This is a genomic window from Lysinibacillus sp. UBA6686, assembly GCF_002455205.1.
GTDB classification, from domain to species: domain Bacteria; phylum Bacillota; class Bacilli; order Bacillales_A; family Planococcaceae; genus Lysinibacillus; species Lysinibacillus pakistanensis.
Map to the genome: position 1 here is coordinate 26,243 of NZ_DKJS01000068.1, position 16,284 is coordinate 42,526.

The following is a 16,284-nucleotide window of genomic DNA, read 5'->3' on the forward strand; positions in this document are numbered from 1 at the left end:
AATGTCAGTAGGTATATTATGTATACACGGATTTTCAGGAGGTCCCTATGAGGTAGAGCCTTTTACTTCCTATTTACGAGCTCATACGGATTGGCTCATTGAGGAGCCTACTTTATCAGGTCACGGTGAGGAATTACAGATGCAAGGCTTTACTGCTAAGCATTGGCTAATGGATGCCGAACTCGCCTTTCGAGCACTGGCTAAGAAGGTAGATGAGGTTCTAGTAGTTGGGTTTTCAATGGGGGGAATTATTGCGCTATATCTTGCTAAACGCTATAAGGTGAAAAAGCTTGTGTTACTAAGCGCAGCTGCCAAATATGTAAGTCCCAAGCAATTGGTTAAGGATTTTAAAATGCTTGCGTCGGAGGCGTACCATCGCAATCTATCTAATAACGAGCTGTTTATACGATATCGACATAAGTTTAACAATGTACCTTTATCATCAACTATAGAATTTATGAAGCTTGTTCGAATGGTCGAGCCATACTATAAAGATATTGATATCCCTGTCTATATTGTTCAAGGAAAATTAGACGGAATAGTGCCTTATCAAACAGCTCAATTCTTATTTGATGAATTAATCTCAAACGATAAAACATTGTATTTTTCTGATAATGGTAAGCACCATATATGTTTCGACAAGGATTGTACTAAGTGGTTTTCTCAAGTTTTGACGTTTTTAAAGGGATAATGAAATAGTCAGATTATTACGACTCATGCGTTATCGTTGCATACGATTTAAAGCCATGTTAGACTAGTGTAAGCAATGGATACATTTTGTGCGAAGACTCTTCATATTTGGTTGAAGAGTACTTTTTTTTGAACACAACGGTTTTATTCTAAAGTGATTATTACGACAGAATCGAACCGCTCGGTAAAGACCGGGCTTTCCTTTTCATATAAGAGAGCTCTATATGAACATTATATAGAGGAAATTTTTAAGTAACGGAAACGTTCCACATAACAGGCTCGAGTTTGCCGACAACTTCATCTGAAAATGTAACCATTTGTCAACTTAAAAGCAAAAAAAGGAGAATGAGAAGTTTGACAAATTTTTCAGAATTAAATATTAGTGAATCTACATTACGCTCTGTAAAGCGTATGGGATTTGAAGAAGCAACACCAATCCAAGAAGGTACTATTCGTTTTGCTATCGAAGGCCGCGACGTATTAGGTCAAGCACAAACTGGTACTGGTAAAACTGCCGCTTTCGGGATTCCACTTATCGAAAAAATTGACCCAAAAAATCCAAATATCCAAGCATTAGTAATTGCTCCAACTCGTGAATTAGCAATTCAAGTATCAGAAGAGCTTTATAAAATTGGTTATGATAAACGTGTAAAATTATTATCAGTTTACGGTGGGCAAGAAATTGGCCGTCAAATTCGTGCACTGAAAAATAGACCTCAAATCATTGTTGGTACACCAGGACGTATTATTGATCATATTAATCGTCGTACGTTAAAATTAGAAGATGTGCAAACATTAGTACTAGATGAAGCAGATGAAATGTTAAACATGGGCTTTATCGATGATATTAATTCAATCTTAGAAAACGTGCCGACTGAGCGTCAAACATTACTGTTCTCAGCAACAATGCCACCAGCTATTCGCAAAATTGCTGAAACATTCATGCGTGATCCAGAAATCGTAAAAATTAAAGCAAAAGAACTAACAGTTGATAATATTGATCAATATTTTGTGAAGTCTGCTGAACGCGAAAAGTTCGATATTTTATCTCGTTTATTAAACGTTCACCAACCAGAGCTTGCTATCATCTTTGGACGTACAAAACGTCGCGTGGATGAGCTTGCACAGGCCCTATCAATTCGCGGATACTTAGCAGAAGGTATTCATGGTGATTTAAGCCAAGCAAAACGTATTTCAGTATTACGTCAATTTAAAGAAAATAAAATTGATATTCTTGTTGCTACAGATGTAGCTGCACGTGGACTTGATATTTCTGGTGTAACACATGTTTATAATTTTGACATTCCACAAGATCCTGAATCATATGTTCACCGTATTGGTCGTACAGGGCGCGCAGGTAAATCAGGTCTTGCAGTAACATTTGTAACACCTCGTGAAATGGGTTATTTACGTATTGTTGAGGAAACAACGAAAAAACGTATGACACCACTTCGTCCACCAACTTCTGATGAAGCTCTTGAAGGTCAACAACGGTTAGCTGTAGAGACGCTAGAAGGTCTTATCGCGAATAATAATCTAGGTGATTATCGTACATTTGCAGCAGAATTACTTGAAAATCATGATGCGCTTGATGTTGTTGCTGCTGCTCTTCGTACATTAACAAAAGAGCCAGATGATACACCAGTGACTATTACGGAAGAAAGACCATTACCGATGCGTCGTGAGCGTTCTTCTAACAATCGTGGCGGAGATCGTGGACGTAATAACCGTAGCTTTAACGGACGTCGAGATAGTGGACGTAGCGGAGACCGACGTGGCGGAAGTCGTCGAGATGGCGGACGCCGTGAAGGTGGTGCTCGTCGTGAAGGTGGACAAGGGCGCTCTCGTGCACCACGACGTCACGAAGATTAATTTCAGACTCCCACCTCAACAGATTGGGTACAATTCAAAATCTGGACGCATTTACGCCAGGGCAAAATTGATTATTACGAACCTTACAGTCAAAGTGGCTGTAAGGTTTTTTTCGTATATTTTGAAACAAAAGGAGCATTCAACTCGTATACGTAATTAAAGAAAGTGAGGGAACAACTTTGAGAGCAGAACCAATTCATAAAATTTCCCGAAAAGGGTTAACTGTGTGGCGTTTATATGGTGTATTACAAACAATATTGCTATTGATTGTGGCAGTAATTGCTTCCTACTGCACGTATTATTTTGAGTGGCCATCATTTATTTATTTCATTGCTGTAGCAGTAGTCTTACTGAGTGCTATTCTATCAGTTTACCTATTTCCAAAAATAAGGTGGGAACGCTGGCGTTATGAGGTCCGTGAGAATGAAATTGAAGTACAACACGGTTTATTTGTTGTTAAACGTACCCTTATTCCAATGGTGCGTGTACAGCATGTAGATACAACACAAGGGCCAATTTTAAAAAAATATGATTTAGGTAATATTTCAATATCAACAGCAGCAACTGTACATACGATTCCTGCGCTTGTGATGGATGAAGCTGATGGACTTCGTGCACGAATTTCGGAATTAGCAAGGGTGGCGGAAGATGATGTCTAAAGAAATTAATCGTTTACATCCAATATCAGCTATTATAACAAGTGCAAAAGTATTAAAAAGCATGATTTTACCTGTTGCTATTATTTTTGTTACGAATGGTTTTAAATTTTCGTTTAATTATAATAGTGATCATTTTTTAAAAACACTGTTATTACTCGGTGTTTGGGTAGTAGTAGCTGTACTTGCGGTTGTTAGTGGGATTATTAGATGGCGTACTTTTGTCTATTGGTTTGAAGACGGCGAATTACGTGTAAAGTATGGCCTGTTTGTTAAAAAGAAGCGTTATATTCCATTTGAACGTATTCAAAGTTTAAATTACAATGAAGGAATTTTTCACAGGTTATTTGGTTTAGTAAAGGTACAGATTGAAACCGCAGGAAGTAAGGATGGAAAGCCCGAGGCAGAGTTAACGGCAATACGTAAAGCGGCGGCTGATGCAATAGAGTTGGAAATGCGTCGAGCAAAAAAACAAATAGCGGAAGAAACTGAAGATGAACAGCCTGCTCAAATGACAGAGGAAGTGGTAGTTCCACAGATTTATCATATGTCCATCCGTGATTTACTAGTTTTGGCAACGACCTCGGGTGGAATTGGCGTCGTACTATCTGGTCTTGCAGCAATTGTCTCTCAGTTTTCAGATATAATTCCTTATGAAACTGTATTTCATGAGTTAGCTGACTTTGTTAAAATTGGAGCCTTTTTAGTTGCACTAACAGTAATGTTCATCTTAATCGTTGCATGGTTTGTTTCTGTAGTAATCACATTAATTAACTACTATGAGTACACAGTTAGAATTGAAGATGAAAAGTTAATCATTACAAAAGGGTTACTTGAGAAAAAACGAATTACTTTACCCTTAAATCGAATTCAGGCAATTCGTGTGGTAGAGAATCCATTACGTCAATTATTTGGATTTGCAACAGTGGTTGTTGAGAGTGCTGGAGGAAATGGTGAGAGTGGAAAAGATAAGAAGATTACTTTATTTCCACTTATAAAAAAACAGGCTTGTCTAGAAACGTTAGAGCAACTTTTCCCAGAAATGAACTGGCATCCAGAATTTATTCATTCTCCAAAACGTGCTCGTCCATTTTTCTATCGTATCGATTTTATTTGGCTCATCCCTATAATTGGTGCATGTAGTTACTTCTTGTATCCGTATGGTTTACTTTCACTGCTGCTGGTTCCACTTACAATACTTCTTGGGATTTGGCAGCATAAAACGGCTGGTTATATGATTGATGGAAAGCAGCTTACAATGCAATACCGAGTATTTAATCGTATTACATTTTTTATGGAGAAAAAACGTATACAATCTATTGAAAGCACTCAAACGTATTTCCAAAAAAGAAAAAATGTTATGTCTATTAAAGCTACAGTAATGTCTGGAATGACTGGAATGACTGGAAACGTTCCGAGCTTAGAACAGAAGGATGCTGAAACCATCTTATCCTGGTATGAGCATTAATCATATGGAAGGCTAACCATTTACAATTTTTTGTAATGGTTAGCCTTTTTTAGCTATAAATAAACAATAATAATTTATATAATAGAATATATCTAACAAAGGGGTGGATTTTTTGTTTAAATATGATATTAACGAAAATACGTATTTGAAATTGTTGGATTTAAACGATGTAGATGAGTTATTTACATTGACAGATCGGTCAAGGGAAACTTTGCGAGAGTGGTTACCTTTCGTAGATGATGTAAGAACGGTAGAGGATACAGAAAAATTCGTAAGAAATGCGATGCACCAATATGCTAATAATAATGGTATACAAGCAGGGATTTATTATGAGGGGAAACTTGCAGGAGTAATTGGCTACCATCAAGTGAATTGGCAGCATAGATGGACGAGTATCGGTTATTGGTTAGGAAACGATTTTGTTGGTAAGGGGTTAGTTACTAATTCAATGAAAGCTTTTATTGATTATGCTTTTAGCTATTTAAAGTTAAATCGTATAGAAGTACGTGTCGCTGTAGGGAATATTCGAAGCCGTACAATACCAAAAGTGCTTGGTTTTAACGAGGAAGGTCGTTTGAGAGACGCTGAATGGTTATATGATCATCATGTCGATCAGGTTGTCTACGGATTAACGGCAGCTGAATGGAAAAAACTAAAATCAACGAACGAGAATACTATCGTTTTATAATTGATAAAAGATAAAGTAAGAGGAGCATCCGTTTTCATAAGGATCCTCCTCTTTGTGCCTGCTATTTACCTGCCATTTTTTGTTTACGCCAGCTTAAAATTCTTTTGGGGTGTAAATAAATCAACCCAAGAATGAATCCAGTGACTAAGCCCCCTATATGTGCATAGACATTCACATTTGGCTGTATAAAAGTCATAATGACACTGATTACAATGATTGGTAAGATTAGCTTGCGGAGCATAGGCATTGTGCGGCGTGTATAATAAACAAGCGCCCCAAAAGCACCAAAAATGCCAAAAATAGCCCCACTTGCACCGAGACTACCATAGCCACTATCATTATTAAGTAGATAGGTAGCCATGTTTCCTACAATGCCGGATAATAAATAAATTGTTATAAAACGTGCCTTACCTGCAATTTTTTCAAGCTCTGGCCCGAAAATATACAATGAAAACATATTAAAGAGCACGTGTAAGAAGCCGGCATGTAAAAACATTGCAGAAAAAATACGCCACCATTCACCGTTCTGGATTAGGAAATTTATTTGGATTCCGTAATTCAATACAAGTACCCCAACACCAGGTAAAATAGTTAATACATAAAAAATTAAATTAATCGCTATAAACATAGAAACAACAGGGTAATACTTTGTGTATTGCTTAAAATTTTCTGTTCTACTAAACATGGCTCCACCTCAATTTACAATTATTATACATGGCTTTTTAGCAATAGGAAAAGGAGAAGTTCAAATGATTAAAGGAATTGGTCTCGATATTGTAGAAATTGAACGTATTGCTAAAGCATTGACGCGAACAAATAAATTTAAAGATCGGATTTTATCTGAAAAGGAAAGAGTTTTATTTGATGCACATTCAGAAACTCGTAGAATAGAATTTTTAGCTGGGCGATTTGCTGCTAAAGAGGCATTTTCCAAGGCTTTAGGAACGGGTATTGGCGAGCAATGCAAGCTTCATGATATTGAAATTTTAAGAGGAGAAGCTGGGAATCCTGTTTTATATTTTAAAGGAAAACTTGTAAATGGGTTTGTTAGTATCACACATACTAAGCAATACGCAGCAGCGCAGGTAATATTGCTGCTGTAAGTAATAGTGAATATCGTGCTGCCATAAAAAAGACGCTCTACCTTCTGTAAATTCTTTGAACATTAAAGATCAATTTTGCCCTGGCGTAAATGTAGCTATGCTTTCGATACAAAAAAACATTTGCTGAATGAAGATAAATATATTGCCTGCTCTTCTGATGACATAACTGACAAATAAGGTTCATATATTGTCGTAGTGGATTTGAAAGAAGAAAGGGTGAAAGCGTGGGCAACCGTATAGTTAAATGGCTCGTCTTAATTTGTACAATATTACTTCTGTCGGCGTGTGGTACAGCCTCACAGGAAAAAGTGTTGAAGAAGGTTAATGGTAAATGGGCAGAGACAAATGGTTATGAGTTAAATGCCTCGATGGAGATTAAATCGGGTGGAGAGCCTAGAAAATATGATGTAACAGTTTGGCATACTAAACCTGACTTTTATCGAGTAGAAGTAGTAGAAAGCGGGAAAGATGTTTCGCAGATGATAGTACGAAATGCAGATGGAGTGTTTGTAGTTACACCGACATTGAACAAAATGTATAAGTTCCAAAGTGACTGGCCAAAGAAAAACAGTCAGGCATATTTAATAGGTGCTCTAGCAGAAGATTTAGCTGAAGATAAAAATGTTGTCATGAAAGAGCAAGAAAAAGCATATATATTTGAAGCGGCTACTAGAAATAGCTATAAAAATAGTATGCCTCATCAGGTGATTACAGTAAATAAGAAAACATTGCTTCCAACTTCCGTGGTCATTATGAATGATGTAAAGGAAGAACAAATTCGTATCACATTTAAAAATATCAAATTAGGTGTTCAGCATGCAGCCAAGGAATATGCAGTTGAGCAATTTACGGAAACAGATCAAACAAAAGGTGAACAAGCTGCTCCTACAGAAAAGGATGACAAAGGCGAAAAAGACGGTAAAGAAGCAGTAGGTGCTGAAATTGAAAATAAAGAGTTCCAAACAAATTACCCTGTTGTTAATTGGGAAAATACGAAGATGACGGAAGAAAAGGTTATTCGTGAGAACGGTATGGATCGTGTCATCTTAACATTCGAGGGTGACAAACCATTTACAGTTATGCAACAACCAGCTACCAAAGAGAGTGCGATGTTACCAGTATCTTCACCAGGTGATCCAGTAGATTTAGGCTTTACAATCGGTGCGATAACAGATACATCTATTAGTTGGGAAAAGGATGGGGTTGCATTCTTTGTTGCATCAAGTAAATTAACTCGTGATGAAATGATAGAAGTTGCTACTTCTATGACGATAAGTAGTATGAAGTAACTTTTTGTAGCTACAGCTTTCAAATCACTGAAAGCTGTAGCTTATTAAGCTAAATAGTGATTAAACACTGTTTAGAAAGTGTTAAGTTGTATAATATATTCTAGAAGTTATAAAAAGCAGTTAAGTACAATAACTTGTCAATTAGAAAGAATTAAACGAATTTATGGCAATACATAATGTTTTAATAAAAAATAAAGAGGGTATCCTAATGATGACACAGCAGCATTTTAGACCAACAAAAGCAATTATAGACTTACAAGCAATCCAACAAAACATACAAAATTTGAAAAAACTACTTCGACCAAATGTTCAAATTATTGCTGTAGTAAAAGCCAATGCATATGGTCATGGAGATGTAGCTGTTGCTAAAGCAGCCTTAGAAGCAGGCGCTACTATCCTTGCCGTAGCAACACCAGACGAAGCATTACATATTCGAGCACATTTTGAAGAACCTGACATACTAGTTTTAGGTGCATCTCCAGTTTCGTTTGTGCCTTTTGCAGCTCAAAAGCGCATTATTCTTACGGTATTTGCAAGTGAATGGGTCAAGCAGGCTGCTCCGTTAATAGCGCACGAAGCAGACCCGTTACGACTACATATAAAAGTAGATAGTGGAATGGGGAGAATCGGCGTTCGCTCTGAACAAGAGCTTTTGGAGCTTTCTAACACAATTCTAACAGCAAATAATATGAAACTTGATGGGATATTCACGCATTTTGCAACAGCAGATGAGGAGGATACATCCTACTTCGATAGACAAGCTCATTTCTTTGAGCAATGCCTATCTGCTTTACCTGAAAAACCTAGACTTGTCCATGCCTCAAATACAGCTACATCTTTAGTTAAAGGCGCTCATTTCCAATATGACGCTGTCAGATATGGTATTTCAATGTATGGATTATCGCCGTCGCCATATGTGGAAGGTATTCTACCTTTCCAATTACAGCCTGCGTTTACACTTGAAAGTGAGCTTGTCCATGTGAAGCAAGTACAAGCAGGAGATTCTGTTGGCTATGGAGCTACGTATGCTGCCCCTTCAGATTTGTGGATAGGAACGATACCAGTAGGCTATGCAGATGGGGTAATTCGTAAACTAGGCGGTCAAGAAGTATTAATTGATGGTCAAAGAATGCCGATAGTTGGACGAATTTGTATGGACCAATGTATGGTTGCCTTACCAAAAGCATATGCTATAGGGGAGAAGGTAACACTTATTGGTCATCAAGGGAAAGATGTCATCTCAATAGATGAATGGGCTGTTAAACTTGAAACCATTAATTACGAAGTACCATGCATAATTACAGCAAGAGTACCACGAGTATACGTTTAGTTGATTATAAGCAGGCACAATAAACAAAAAACTTTCTTTCATAATTGGTGAATGATAAACACTGGAGAAAATATCACCAAAAATTTAATTTGCTGATTGGACTAATAAGGTAAATCGGCATATACCTTCGACAACCTACATATTTTTACAACTTGTCCTTTAAATTGTCAGATATTTTGTCATTTCATGTCTTTTCAACAATATCTTTCAATGATAGAATGAGTAGTAATGAAAAGTGGATGGTTCCGTTGGAGGTGCTTGCTGTGTACGAGAAAAAGTTAAGAGAAGCTACAATTGCTGTTCAGGATAGACTATTTCTACAAACAAAGGAAGTAATTGAAGGTGAATCGTTTGCGCGTATTTTGTCGCGCAATATTTTAATGCAGGAGCAACCAAATCAAATACGGGAAGCTATGATGAAAGGATATGTTGAAATGTCTCATATAAATCTGATGATTGCAAGTGAATGCTTGCATGCGGAGTATGAAGCACAACATATGGTGGAGCGTCTCGTTAGCGGGGGATGACACTTTGAATGTAAAACGTGGTGACGTTTTTTTTGCAGATTTATCGCCGGTAATTGGGTCCGAGCAAGGAGGGACTAGACCGGTGCTGATTATTCAAAATGATATTGGCAATCGATTTAGTCCGACTGTCATCATCGCAGCTATAACTGCACAGATTCAGAAAGCAAAGTTACCGACTCATGTTGAAATCAATGCTGAAAAGTATGGTTTTGAACGTGACTCGGTTATTCTGCTCGAGCAAGTGCGAACAATCGATAAGTCAAGATTGACAGATCGTATTACGCAGCTTGATCATGCAGTAATGGAGAAGGTTGATGGTGCACTGATGATTAGTTTAGGGCTTGTCAAATTTTGATATACATATATGTATAGAGGCATCGAGATGATTTTTCATCTCGATGCTTTTTTGAATGAAACTCTCAAATACTACATTTCCATAAATTGAATTTGTTATTTGAAAATGGTATTAATAGATTTAAGGGGAAAATAAAATATTATTCAAAATAGATTTTTGAAAAAATTAAAGAAAGGTTTATGAAAATATACATAGAATATACCATTTATAAGATTTATGAAATGAGATTAAAACAAATAAAAATTCAGGTCGAATATAAGTGTACAGAATAACTCCGAAAGGAATTGGGGGGACAACGGTGGCAAAGAGGTCTTCGGTTGAAATTATTACTGAATGGGATATAGTTACAGCAAGACAACTGGGGCGCAATGAAGCAAGGGCACTTGGATTTGGCACTGTTGATCAGGCTAGAATAACTACAGCTATTAGTGAATTGGCTCGAAATATATACTTATATGCAAATGTTGGCTTCATTGAAATCGAAAAAATTGAAACGGACGCAGAAAAGAAAATAATTATTATTGCAACTGACCAAGGTCCTGGAATAAAAGATGTTCGCAAGGTGATGGAGGATGGTTACTCTACTTCTGGAGGACTTGGAGCAGGTTTACCAGGCGTAAATCGTTTAATGGATACAATGACCATCCACTCTGTTATTGGAGAGGGTACTACCATCAGAGCTGAAAAATGGCTGCGATAGGATGTGGTAATGTTGGACCGATTAGAGTCACAGTATAAGAAAATTTTGTCGGATTACTTGACTGACCAAACAGAGAGAAATTTATATATAGCTCAAAACTTCACACGGCAGCTAATCCAAAAAAATGTTTCTCCAGAGGATGTTGTAAGTATTCACAAAAACGCAGTCAGCAAAATATTACCTGATAGAATGAGAGAGGAACAATCAGCATATGATTTTCTAATTGAGGTAATGGTCCATTATGGCATGGCACATAGGGAGCACCAAAGCTTATTGCAAAAACAGGCTGAATATGAATTGGAAATGAAAATCGCTACAAACATTCAAAAAACATTACTCAAAACGGTTGTACCGCATTTAACGGATGTTGACATAGGAATGGTATCAATTCCAATTCGCAAAATGAATGGGGATTATGTACATTTTTTACATGGCCGGGAGGATTATTTGAGTGTAGCGGTGACAGACGTAGTAGGAAAAGGGGTTCCAGCTGCTTTATGTATGTCTATGGTGAAATATGGTCTTGAAACATTAGAATATACGTATAAAGATCCTACATATGTGCTAGAAGTTATTAATCGAGTAATTGAAAAAGGCGTGGATGATAGTATGTTTGTTTCCATGTTTTATGGCTGTTTGGATCTACAAAAAAATACTTTTTCCTACGCTTCAGCAGGTCATGAGCCAGCGCTACATTATTGTGCAAGACGAGATGAATTCTTTACTTTGGAGGCAAAAGGTCTATTACTGGGTGTACTGCCTGAAACAAAGTATATATATAAAGAAATTACTTTAGAGAAAAATGATATCATCCTGATGATGACAGATGGTGTTACTGAATTTAGATCACATGAAGAATGGAACTCGCGAGATATTATTACAGCATTGATTGCAAAGAATAAGCATTTGACAGCCCAAGAGCTATGTAATCTTCTTTATAAACAAATTGAGGAGCTACAGGATTTTAAACTATCGGATGATTTTACAGTTGTTATTTTAAAAAAATAGAATGTAGAAGGTTTAATTTTTTTCATAAGTGGGAAATGAAATACAGTCTAACAAATATGGTGGAGGTGTGCTATATGGACGTGGCAATACATTTTAAAGAAATTGATTATAAATTATATGGATTTGTAGAGGGTGAAATAGATACCTTTACTGCTTCAGTTCTACGTGAGGAGCTAGAGGCTATAAAAATTACTGAAGGGTTAGAAATAGAACTTAATTTATCAAAAGTAAATTATATGGATAGTACAGGTTTGGGTATTTTTGTAGCCTTTTATAAAAAAGCATTACGTGAGAATGGAAAAGTAAAACTTGTTGGTTTATCGAATAGATTACAACGGCTATTTGAAATTACTGGATTAAGCGATTTAATGGATATTGAAACTGATAAAAAGGTGGAATTAAAATAATGAAGGAATTTGATTATATTGAAATAAGGGTTCCTGCAAAACCGCAATTTGTCAGTGTAATTCGGTTAACGGTTTCTGGCTTAGCTAGTCGAGTTGGTTTTAATTATGATGATATCGAGGATTTAAAAATCGCAGCAAGTGAAGCAGTTACAAACGTAGTACATCATGCATATAAGGATGATGAAGAAGGTGAAATCGTTATTGGATGTGCTCTGTATGAAAATAAACTCGAAATGATGGTTGCGGACTATGGAAATAGTTTTAATTTTGAAGAGATTAAGTCAAAAATTGGGCCATATCATCCTGGAGATTGTATAGCTGGTTTACGTGAAGGTGGTTTGGGACTTTATTTAATGGAAACTTTGATGGATGAGGTGATGATTAATAACGATGGTGGCGTAACTGTCTTTATGACAAAGTATGTCACTAGGGAGCAGGTGGAAAAAAATGTCGAAAGAATCACTACATAAGTCTTCGTCTAATGAAGATGTATTAGAGTGGATTGCATTGTACCAATCAACTGAGGATGATGAAGCGCAAACAAATTTAGTGATTCATTATCGATATTTAGTTGAATCCATAGCACGCAAGTATTCGAATGGAAAATCTTATTATGATGATATTGTTCAAGTAGGTATGCTAGGATTACTTGGTGCAATTAGACGTTTTGATCCCAATGTTGGTAGAAGTTTTGAGGCATTTGCTGTACCAACGATTGTTGGAGAGATTAAACGTTTTTTACGCGATAAAACATGGGACGTTCATGTACCAAGACGTATAAAAGAGCTGGGACCGCGAATTAAAACAACAGTGGAAGCGCTGACCATTGAGTTGCAGCGTTCTCCATCTATTAAAGAAATTGCAGATCAATTAGAAGTGGAAGAGGAAGAAGTTCTTGAGGCTATGGAGATGAGTCGTAGTTATCAAGCTCTTTCTATGGATCATTCAATAGAGTCAGATTCAGACGGAAGTACAGTAACCTTGTTTGATATAATGGGTAAAGTAGATGATGGCTATGAAATAACCAATAAAAGATTAATTGTTTCTGATGCCATGAACGTTTTAAATGATAGGGAAAAACAAATCATTCAGCTTACATATTTAGAGCAACTTAGTCAAAAAGAAGCTGGAGATCTATTAGGAATTTCTCAAATGCATGTATCTCGAATACAAAGAAAAGCAATAAAGAAATTACAGGAGGTTATCTTAGCAAGTGGTGGCGTTTCGCTCTAAACGTTTAAATAAAGGCATTTTTGCTAAAATTACAAAGGTTATCATGTCAGTGTCATTGAAATAGTTTACTCTATGTTTAGAGTAGACTATTTTTTTGCATTTTTAGTAAAGTGTAATGGTAAAATGAAAAGAAAAAAGGTAGTGATGATGTGGATCAAAAGCAATTGTTACAGCTTATTGCAAAGGATGTTGCAATCAAGCCAGGCCAGGCAGAGGCTGTTATTAAATTATTAGAAGAGGGAAATACCGTACCGTTCATAGCACGCTATCGAAAAGAAGCTACTGGGTCCCTTGATGAGGTGCAAATTAAAGCTGTAGAGGAGCGTTATCACTACATACAGCAGCTTGAGCATCGCAAAGAAGAGGTTATTCGATTAATTCAAGAACAAAATAAGTTAACACCGGAATTAGAACAAGCTATCCAAGCAGCAATTGTTTTACAGCGGGTAGAAGATCTATATCGACCGTATAAACAAAAGCGTCGTACCAAGGCAACAATTGCGAAAGAAAAAGGATTAGAACCTCTTGCGGATCTTTTATTAGAATATCGCTCTGATACATTAGCGCAATTAACTGTCCAATTCATAGATGGGGAAACCGTTGTAAACACAGAGGATGCATTAGCTGGTGCAAGAGATATTTTAGCCGAGCGTTTTGCTGATGACGCAGCAATTCGTGAGAAAATTCGTGCGTATTCATGGAAAGATGGTCTACTCGTAACTAGTGTGAAAAATGCGGAGGCAGATGATAAAAACGTTTTTGAAATGTACTACCAATATGAAGAACCTGTAAATCGTATTGTTCCTCATCGTATTTTAGCGGTAAACCGGGGAGAGAAAGAAGAAGTTTTAAAGGTAGCCATAAATGTTCCGGTAGATCGTGTATTAATGATTATGTGGAAAGAGTGGATTCCGGCAACTGGTTCTTCTCCAGCAATTGCTGAGGTAAAGCTTGCGATTGAGGATTCTTATAAACGCTTAATCCAGCCTTCAATTGAAAGAGAATTACGAAATGAGCTTACTGAAAAGGCTGAAGCGCAGGCTATTCATATCTTTTCAGAAAATCTGCGCAATCTGCTTTTACAACCACCTATGAAAGGGAAATATGTATTAGGTGTAGACCCTGCTTATCGTACCGGTTGTAAGCTAGCAGTTGTTGATGAAACAGGGAAAATGTTAGAGGTTACAGCCATTTATCCTCACCCTCCTAAGCCTGACGTAGCAAAATCAAAGGCTGTTGTAAAGGAATTATTAGCAAAATACCCAATTCAAATAATTGCTATTGGTAATGGGACTGCCTCACGTGAAACAGAACAATTTATTGCTGATGTTATAAACGAGCTTGCTACCGAAATAGCCTATGTAATTGTCAATGAAGCGGGTGCATCTGTTTATTCTGCCTCAGAGATTGCACGGGCAGAGTTCCCAGATTTACAGGTAGAGCAGCGTAGTGCTGTTTCTATTGCACGTCGTCTACAAGATCCTTTGTCAGAGTTAGTGAAAATTGAGCCTAAGGCGGTTGGGGTAGGTCAGTACCAGCACGATGTATCACAAAAGAAATTGACTGAATCCTTAACATTTATCGTAGAGACAGCCGTTAACCAAGTTGGTGTAGACGTTAATACTGCCTCAGCCTCTTTATTACAACATGTTTCTGGGTTATCAAAAACTGTTGCAGAGAATATTGTGAAGATGCGAGAGGATAATGGGCAGTTCACCACACGTGCTCAATTAAAGAAAATTCCACGACTTGGGGCAAAAACGTACGAACAAGCAATTGGTTTCTTACGAATACCTGAAGCAAAAAATCCGTTTGATGCAACGGGTATTCACCCAGAAAGCTATAGTTTGGCTGAGCAAATATTAGATGTTGCACAAATAAATAAAAGTGAACTTGGTACACAGAAGGCAGAAGAGGCGATTGCTAACCTAGATGTGCAAAATTTAAGTGAGGTACTTGATATTGGGGTGGTTACAATTCGTGATATTGTCGATACATTAATGAAGCCAAGCCGTGACCCACGTGATGCATTCCCACAGCCACTATTAAAAACAGATGTATTAAAGATGGAAGATTTACAAGTTGGCATGGAACTACAAGGGACAGTCAGAAATGTTGTTGATTTTGGAGCTTTTATTGATATTGGTGTGAAGCAGGATGGGCTTGTGCACATTTCTAAATTGCAAAAAAAGCGTATTAAGCATCCTCTAGAAGTAGTTGCGCTAGGAGATATTGTAACAGTTTGGGTAGAACAAATTGAAGTGAAAAAAGGGCGCATTTCATTAACTATGTTGCCTCCTAAAAATCAAATAATGGAAATGTAATAAATTCAAACCACACTGTCTATACTACGCAGTGTGGTATTCTTGTTGTTAGAGGTGATCTTGATATGAACAATGAGGAACTTCAAAAGCTTGTCAGTAGAATATCATTAGAAAGTTTCCAAAAGCCCTTCATGCATCTAGCATATTTTAATGCAAGGTTACGCTCTACTGGTGGGCGTTATCTCTTACAATCACATAATATAGAAATTAATCCAAAAGCATATGAATTGTATGGTCTTGAGGAAGTAAAGGGGATCGTTCGTCATGAGCTTTGCCACTATCATTTACATTTAGAGGGTAAGGGTTACCAGCATCGAGATAAAGATTTTCGAGAATTATTAAAAAAAGTAAAAGCTCCCCGGTTTTGTTCAACTCTTCAGACACCTAATACTTTGCGAAAAAAGCAACGTCGACTCTATACATATTCGTGTGTTAAATGCCAACAGATATATGTAAGAAAGATTAGAATGAATGTCGAGAAATACTGCTGTAGCAAATGTTTAGGACGTTTAAAATTACAAGAATAAAAAAACTTTAGAAAAAGGGTTGACGTTTACTTGATGTGTCACTATAATAGTAAAAGTCGACAAGATAACGACAACAAATTACATGAATTATTCCGAAGTAGCTCAGT

General features: G+C 36.9%; 18 protein-coding genes. 17 read left to right on the plus strand and 1 reads right to left on the minus strand.

Features of this window, described 5'->3' with window-relative positions:
• Position 1: 1 nt before the first annotated feature.
• From B2R82_RS18300 to B2R82_RS18320, 5 genes are all read left to right on the plus strand, one after another.
• Positions 2-691, plus strand: coding sequence for an alpha/beta hydrolase (locus B2R82_RS18300; protein WP_286926305.1), 690 nt, complete (start codon positions 2-4; stop codon positions 689-691).
• A gap of 353 nt (positions 692-1,044) precedes the next feature.
• Complete coding sequence (locus B2R82_RS18305) at positions 1,045-2,562, plus strand: DEAD/DEAH box helicase (RefSeq protein ID WP_283869800.1); 1,518 nt, start codon at positions 1,045-1,047, stop codon at positions 2,560-2,562.
• A gap of 179 nt (positions 2,563-2,741) precedes the next feature.
• Entirely contained in the window at positions 2,742-3,221 is a 480-nt protein-coding gene (locus B2R82_RS18310; protein WP_286926306.1) for a PH domain-containing protein, read from the plus strand.
• A complete protein-coding gene (locus tag B2R82_RS18315) occupies positions 3,214-4,686 on the plus strand; it encodes a PH domain-containing protein (protein ID WP_286926307.1) in 1,473 nt (490 codons plus the stop codon). Before B2R82_RS18310 ends, B2R82_RS18315 begins: the two co-directional genes overlap by 8 nt.
• 112 nt (positions 4,687-4,798) lie before the next feature.
• A complete protein-coding gene (locus tag B2R82_RS18320) occupies positions 4,799-5,374 on the plus strand; it encodes a GNAT family N-acetyltransferase (protein WP_283869799.1) in 576 nt (191 codons plus the stop codon).
• Positions 5,375-5,435: 61 nt separating this feature from the next.
• Here B2R82_RS18320 and B2R82_RS18325 read toward each other — a convergent pair whose 3' ends face one another.
• A complete protein-coding gene (locus B2R82_RS18325; RefSeq protein WP_286926308.1) occupies positions 5,436-6,059 on the minus strand; it encodes a rhomboid family intramembrane serine protease in 624 nt (207 codons plus the stop codon).
• Positions 6,060-6,123: 64 nt separating this feature from the next.
• On the opposite strand from B2R82_RS18325, the gene acpS reads away from it, so the two are divergent.
• From acpS to B2R82_RS18385, 12 genes are all read left to right on the plus strand, one after another.
• On the plus strand, positions 6,124-6,477 hold the full coding sequence (gene acpS / locus B2R82_RS18330; protein WP_286926309.1) for a holo-ACP synthase: 354 nt from the start codon (positions 6,124-6,126) through the stop codon (positions 6,475-6,477).
• A gap of 224 nt (positions 6,478-6,701) precedes the next feature.
• Entirely contained in the window at positions 6,702-7,766 is a 1,065-nt protein-coding gene (locus B2R82_RS18335) for a LolA family protein (RefSeq protein WP_286926310.1), read from the plus strand.
• Between the two features lie 208 nt (positions 7,767-7,974).
• The gene (gene alr, locus B2R82_RS18340) at positions 7,975-9,096 is read left to right on the plus strand and encodes an alanine racemase (RefSeq protein ID WP_286926311.1); all 1,122 of its coding nucleotides are present in this window, start codon (positions 7,975-7,977) and stop codon (positions 9,094-9,096) included.
• A gap of 239 nt (positions 9,097-9,335) precedes the next feature.
• Positions 9,336-9,623, plus strand: a complete 288-nt coding sequence (locus B2R82_RS18345) for a hypothetical protein (RefSeq protein ID WP_283872928.1) — start codon at positions 9,336-9,338, stop codon at positions 9,621-9,623.
• 4 nt (positions 9,624-9,627) lie between these two features.
• A complete protein-coding gene (locus B2R82_RS18350) occupies positions 9,628-9,978 on the plus strand; it encodes a type II toxin-antitoxin system PemK/MazF family toxin (RefSeq protein WP_004232054.1) in 351 nt (116 codons plus the stop codon).
• A gap of 298 nt (positions 9,979-10,276) precedes the next feature.
• The gene (locus tag B2R82_RS18355) at positions 10,277-10,678 is read left to right on the plus strand and encodes an anti-sigma regulatory factor (RefSeq protein WP_286926312.1); all 402 of its coding nucleotides are present in this window, start codon (positions 10,277-10,279) and stop codon (positions 10,676-10,678) included.
• 9 nt (positions 10,679-10,687) lie between these two features.
• Entirely contained in the window at positions 10,688-11,686 is a 999-nt protein-coding gene (locus B2R82_RS18360; protein ID WP_286926313.1) for a PP2C family protein-serine/threonine phosphatase, read from the plus strand.
• A 74-nt stretch (positions 11,687-11,760) separates the two neighbouring features.
• Entirely contained in the window at positions 11,761-12,093 is a 333-nt protein-coding gene (locus B2R82_RS18365; RefSeq protein WP_286926314.1) for an STAS domain-containing protein, read from the plus strand.
• Positions 12,093-12,563, plus strand: a complete 471-nt coding sequence (gene rsbW / locus B2R82_RS18370) for an anti-sigma B factor RsbW (protein WP_283869792.1) — start codon at positions 12,093-12,095, stop codon at positions 12,561-12,563. The genes B2R82_RS18365 and rsbW overlap by 1 nt, the downstream gene beginning before the upstream one ends.
• Positions 12,541-13,326 (plus strand): RNA polymerase sigma factor SigB, encoded by a 786-nt coding sequence (gene sigB, locus B2R82_RS18375; protein ID WP_286926315.1) that lies wholly within the window; start codon positions 12,541-12,543, stop codon positions 13,324-13,326. The genes rsbW and sigB overlap by 23 nt, the downstream gene beginning before the upstream one ends.
• 149 nt (positions 13,327-13,475) lie before the next feature.
• Positions 13,476-15,650: a Tex family protein gene (locus B2R82_RS18380; protein WP_286926316.1), complete on the plus strand. Its 2,175-nt coding sequence runs from the start codon at positions 13,476-13,478 to the stop codon at positions 15,648-15,650.
• A 65-nt stretch (positions 15,651-15,715) separates the two neighbouring features.
• Entirely contained in the window at positions 15,716-16,177 is a 462-nt protein-coding gene (locus tag B2R82_RS18385; protein ID WP_286926317.1) for a SprT family protein, read from the plus strand.
• Positions 16,178-16,284 lie beyond the last annotated feature (107 nt).

Excerpts from the sequence above, each read along its gene's own strand:
- B2R82_RS18300 (WP_286926305.1), top strand. The coding sequence starts at position 2 with ATGTCAGTAGGTATATTATGTATACACGGATTTTCAGGAGGTCCCTAT.
- B2R82_RS18315 (WP_286926307.1), top strand. The coding sequence starts at position 3,214 with ATGTCTAAAGAAATTAATCGTTTACATCCAATATCAGCTATTATAACA.
- B2R82_RS18325 (WP_286926308.1), bottom strand. The coding sequence starts at position 6,059 with ATGTTTAGTAGAACAGAAAATTTTAAGCAATACACAAAGTATTACCCT.
- acpS (WP_286926309.1), top strand. The coding sequence starts at position 6,124 with ATGATTAAAGGAATTGGTCTCGATATTGTAGAAATTGAACGTATTGCT.
- alr (WP_286926311.1), top strand. The coding sequence starts at position 7,975 with ATGATGACACAGCAGCATTTTAGACCAACAAAAGCAATTATAGACTTA.
- B2R82_RS18345 (WP_283872928.1), top strand. The coding sequence starts at position 9,336 with ATGGTTCCGTTGGAGGTGCTTGCTGTGTACGAGAAAAAGTTAAGAGAA.
- B2R82_RS18360 (WP_286926313.1), top strand. The coding sequence starts at position 10,688 with ATGTTGGACCGATTAGAGTCACAGTATAAGAAAATTTTGTCGGATTAC.
- B2R82_RS18365 (WP_286926314.1), top strand. The coding sequence starts at position 11,761 with ATGGACGTGGCAATACATTTTAAAGAAATTGATTATAAATTATATGGA.
- rsbW (WP_283869792.1), top strand. The coding sequence starts at position 12,093 with ATGAAGGAATTTGATTATATTGAAATAAGGGTTCCTGCAAAACCGCAA.
- sigB (WP_286926315.1), top strand. The coding sequence starts at position 12,541 with ATGTCGAAAGAATCACTACATAAGTCTTCGTCTAATGAAGATGTATTA.
- B2R82_RS18385 (WP_286926317.1), top strand. The coding sequence starts at position 15,716 with ATGAACAATGAGGAACTTCAAAAGCTTGTCAGTAGAATATCATTAGAA.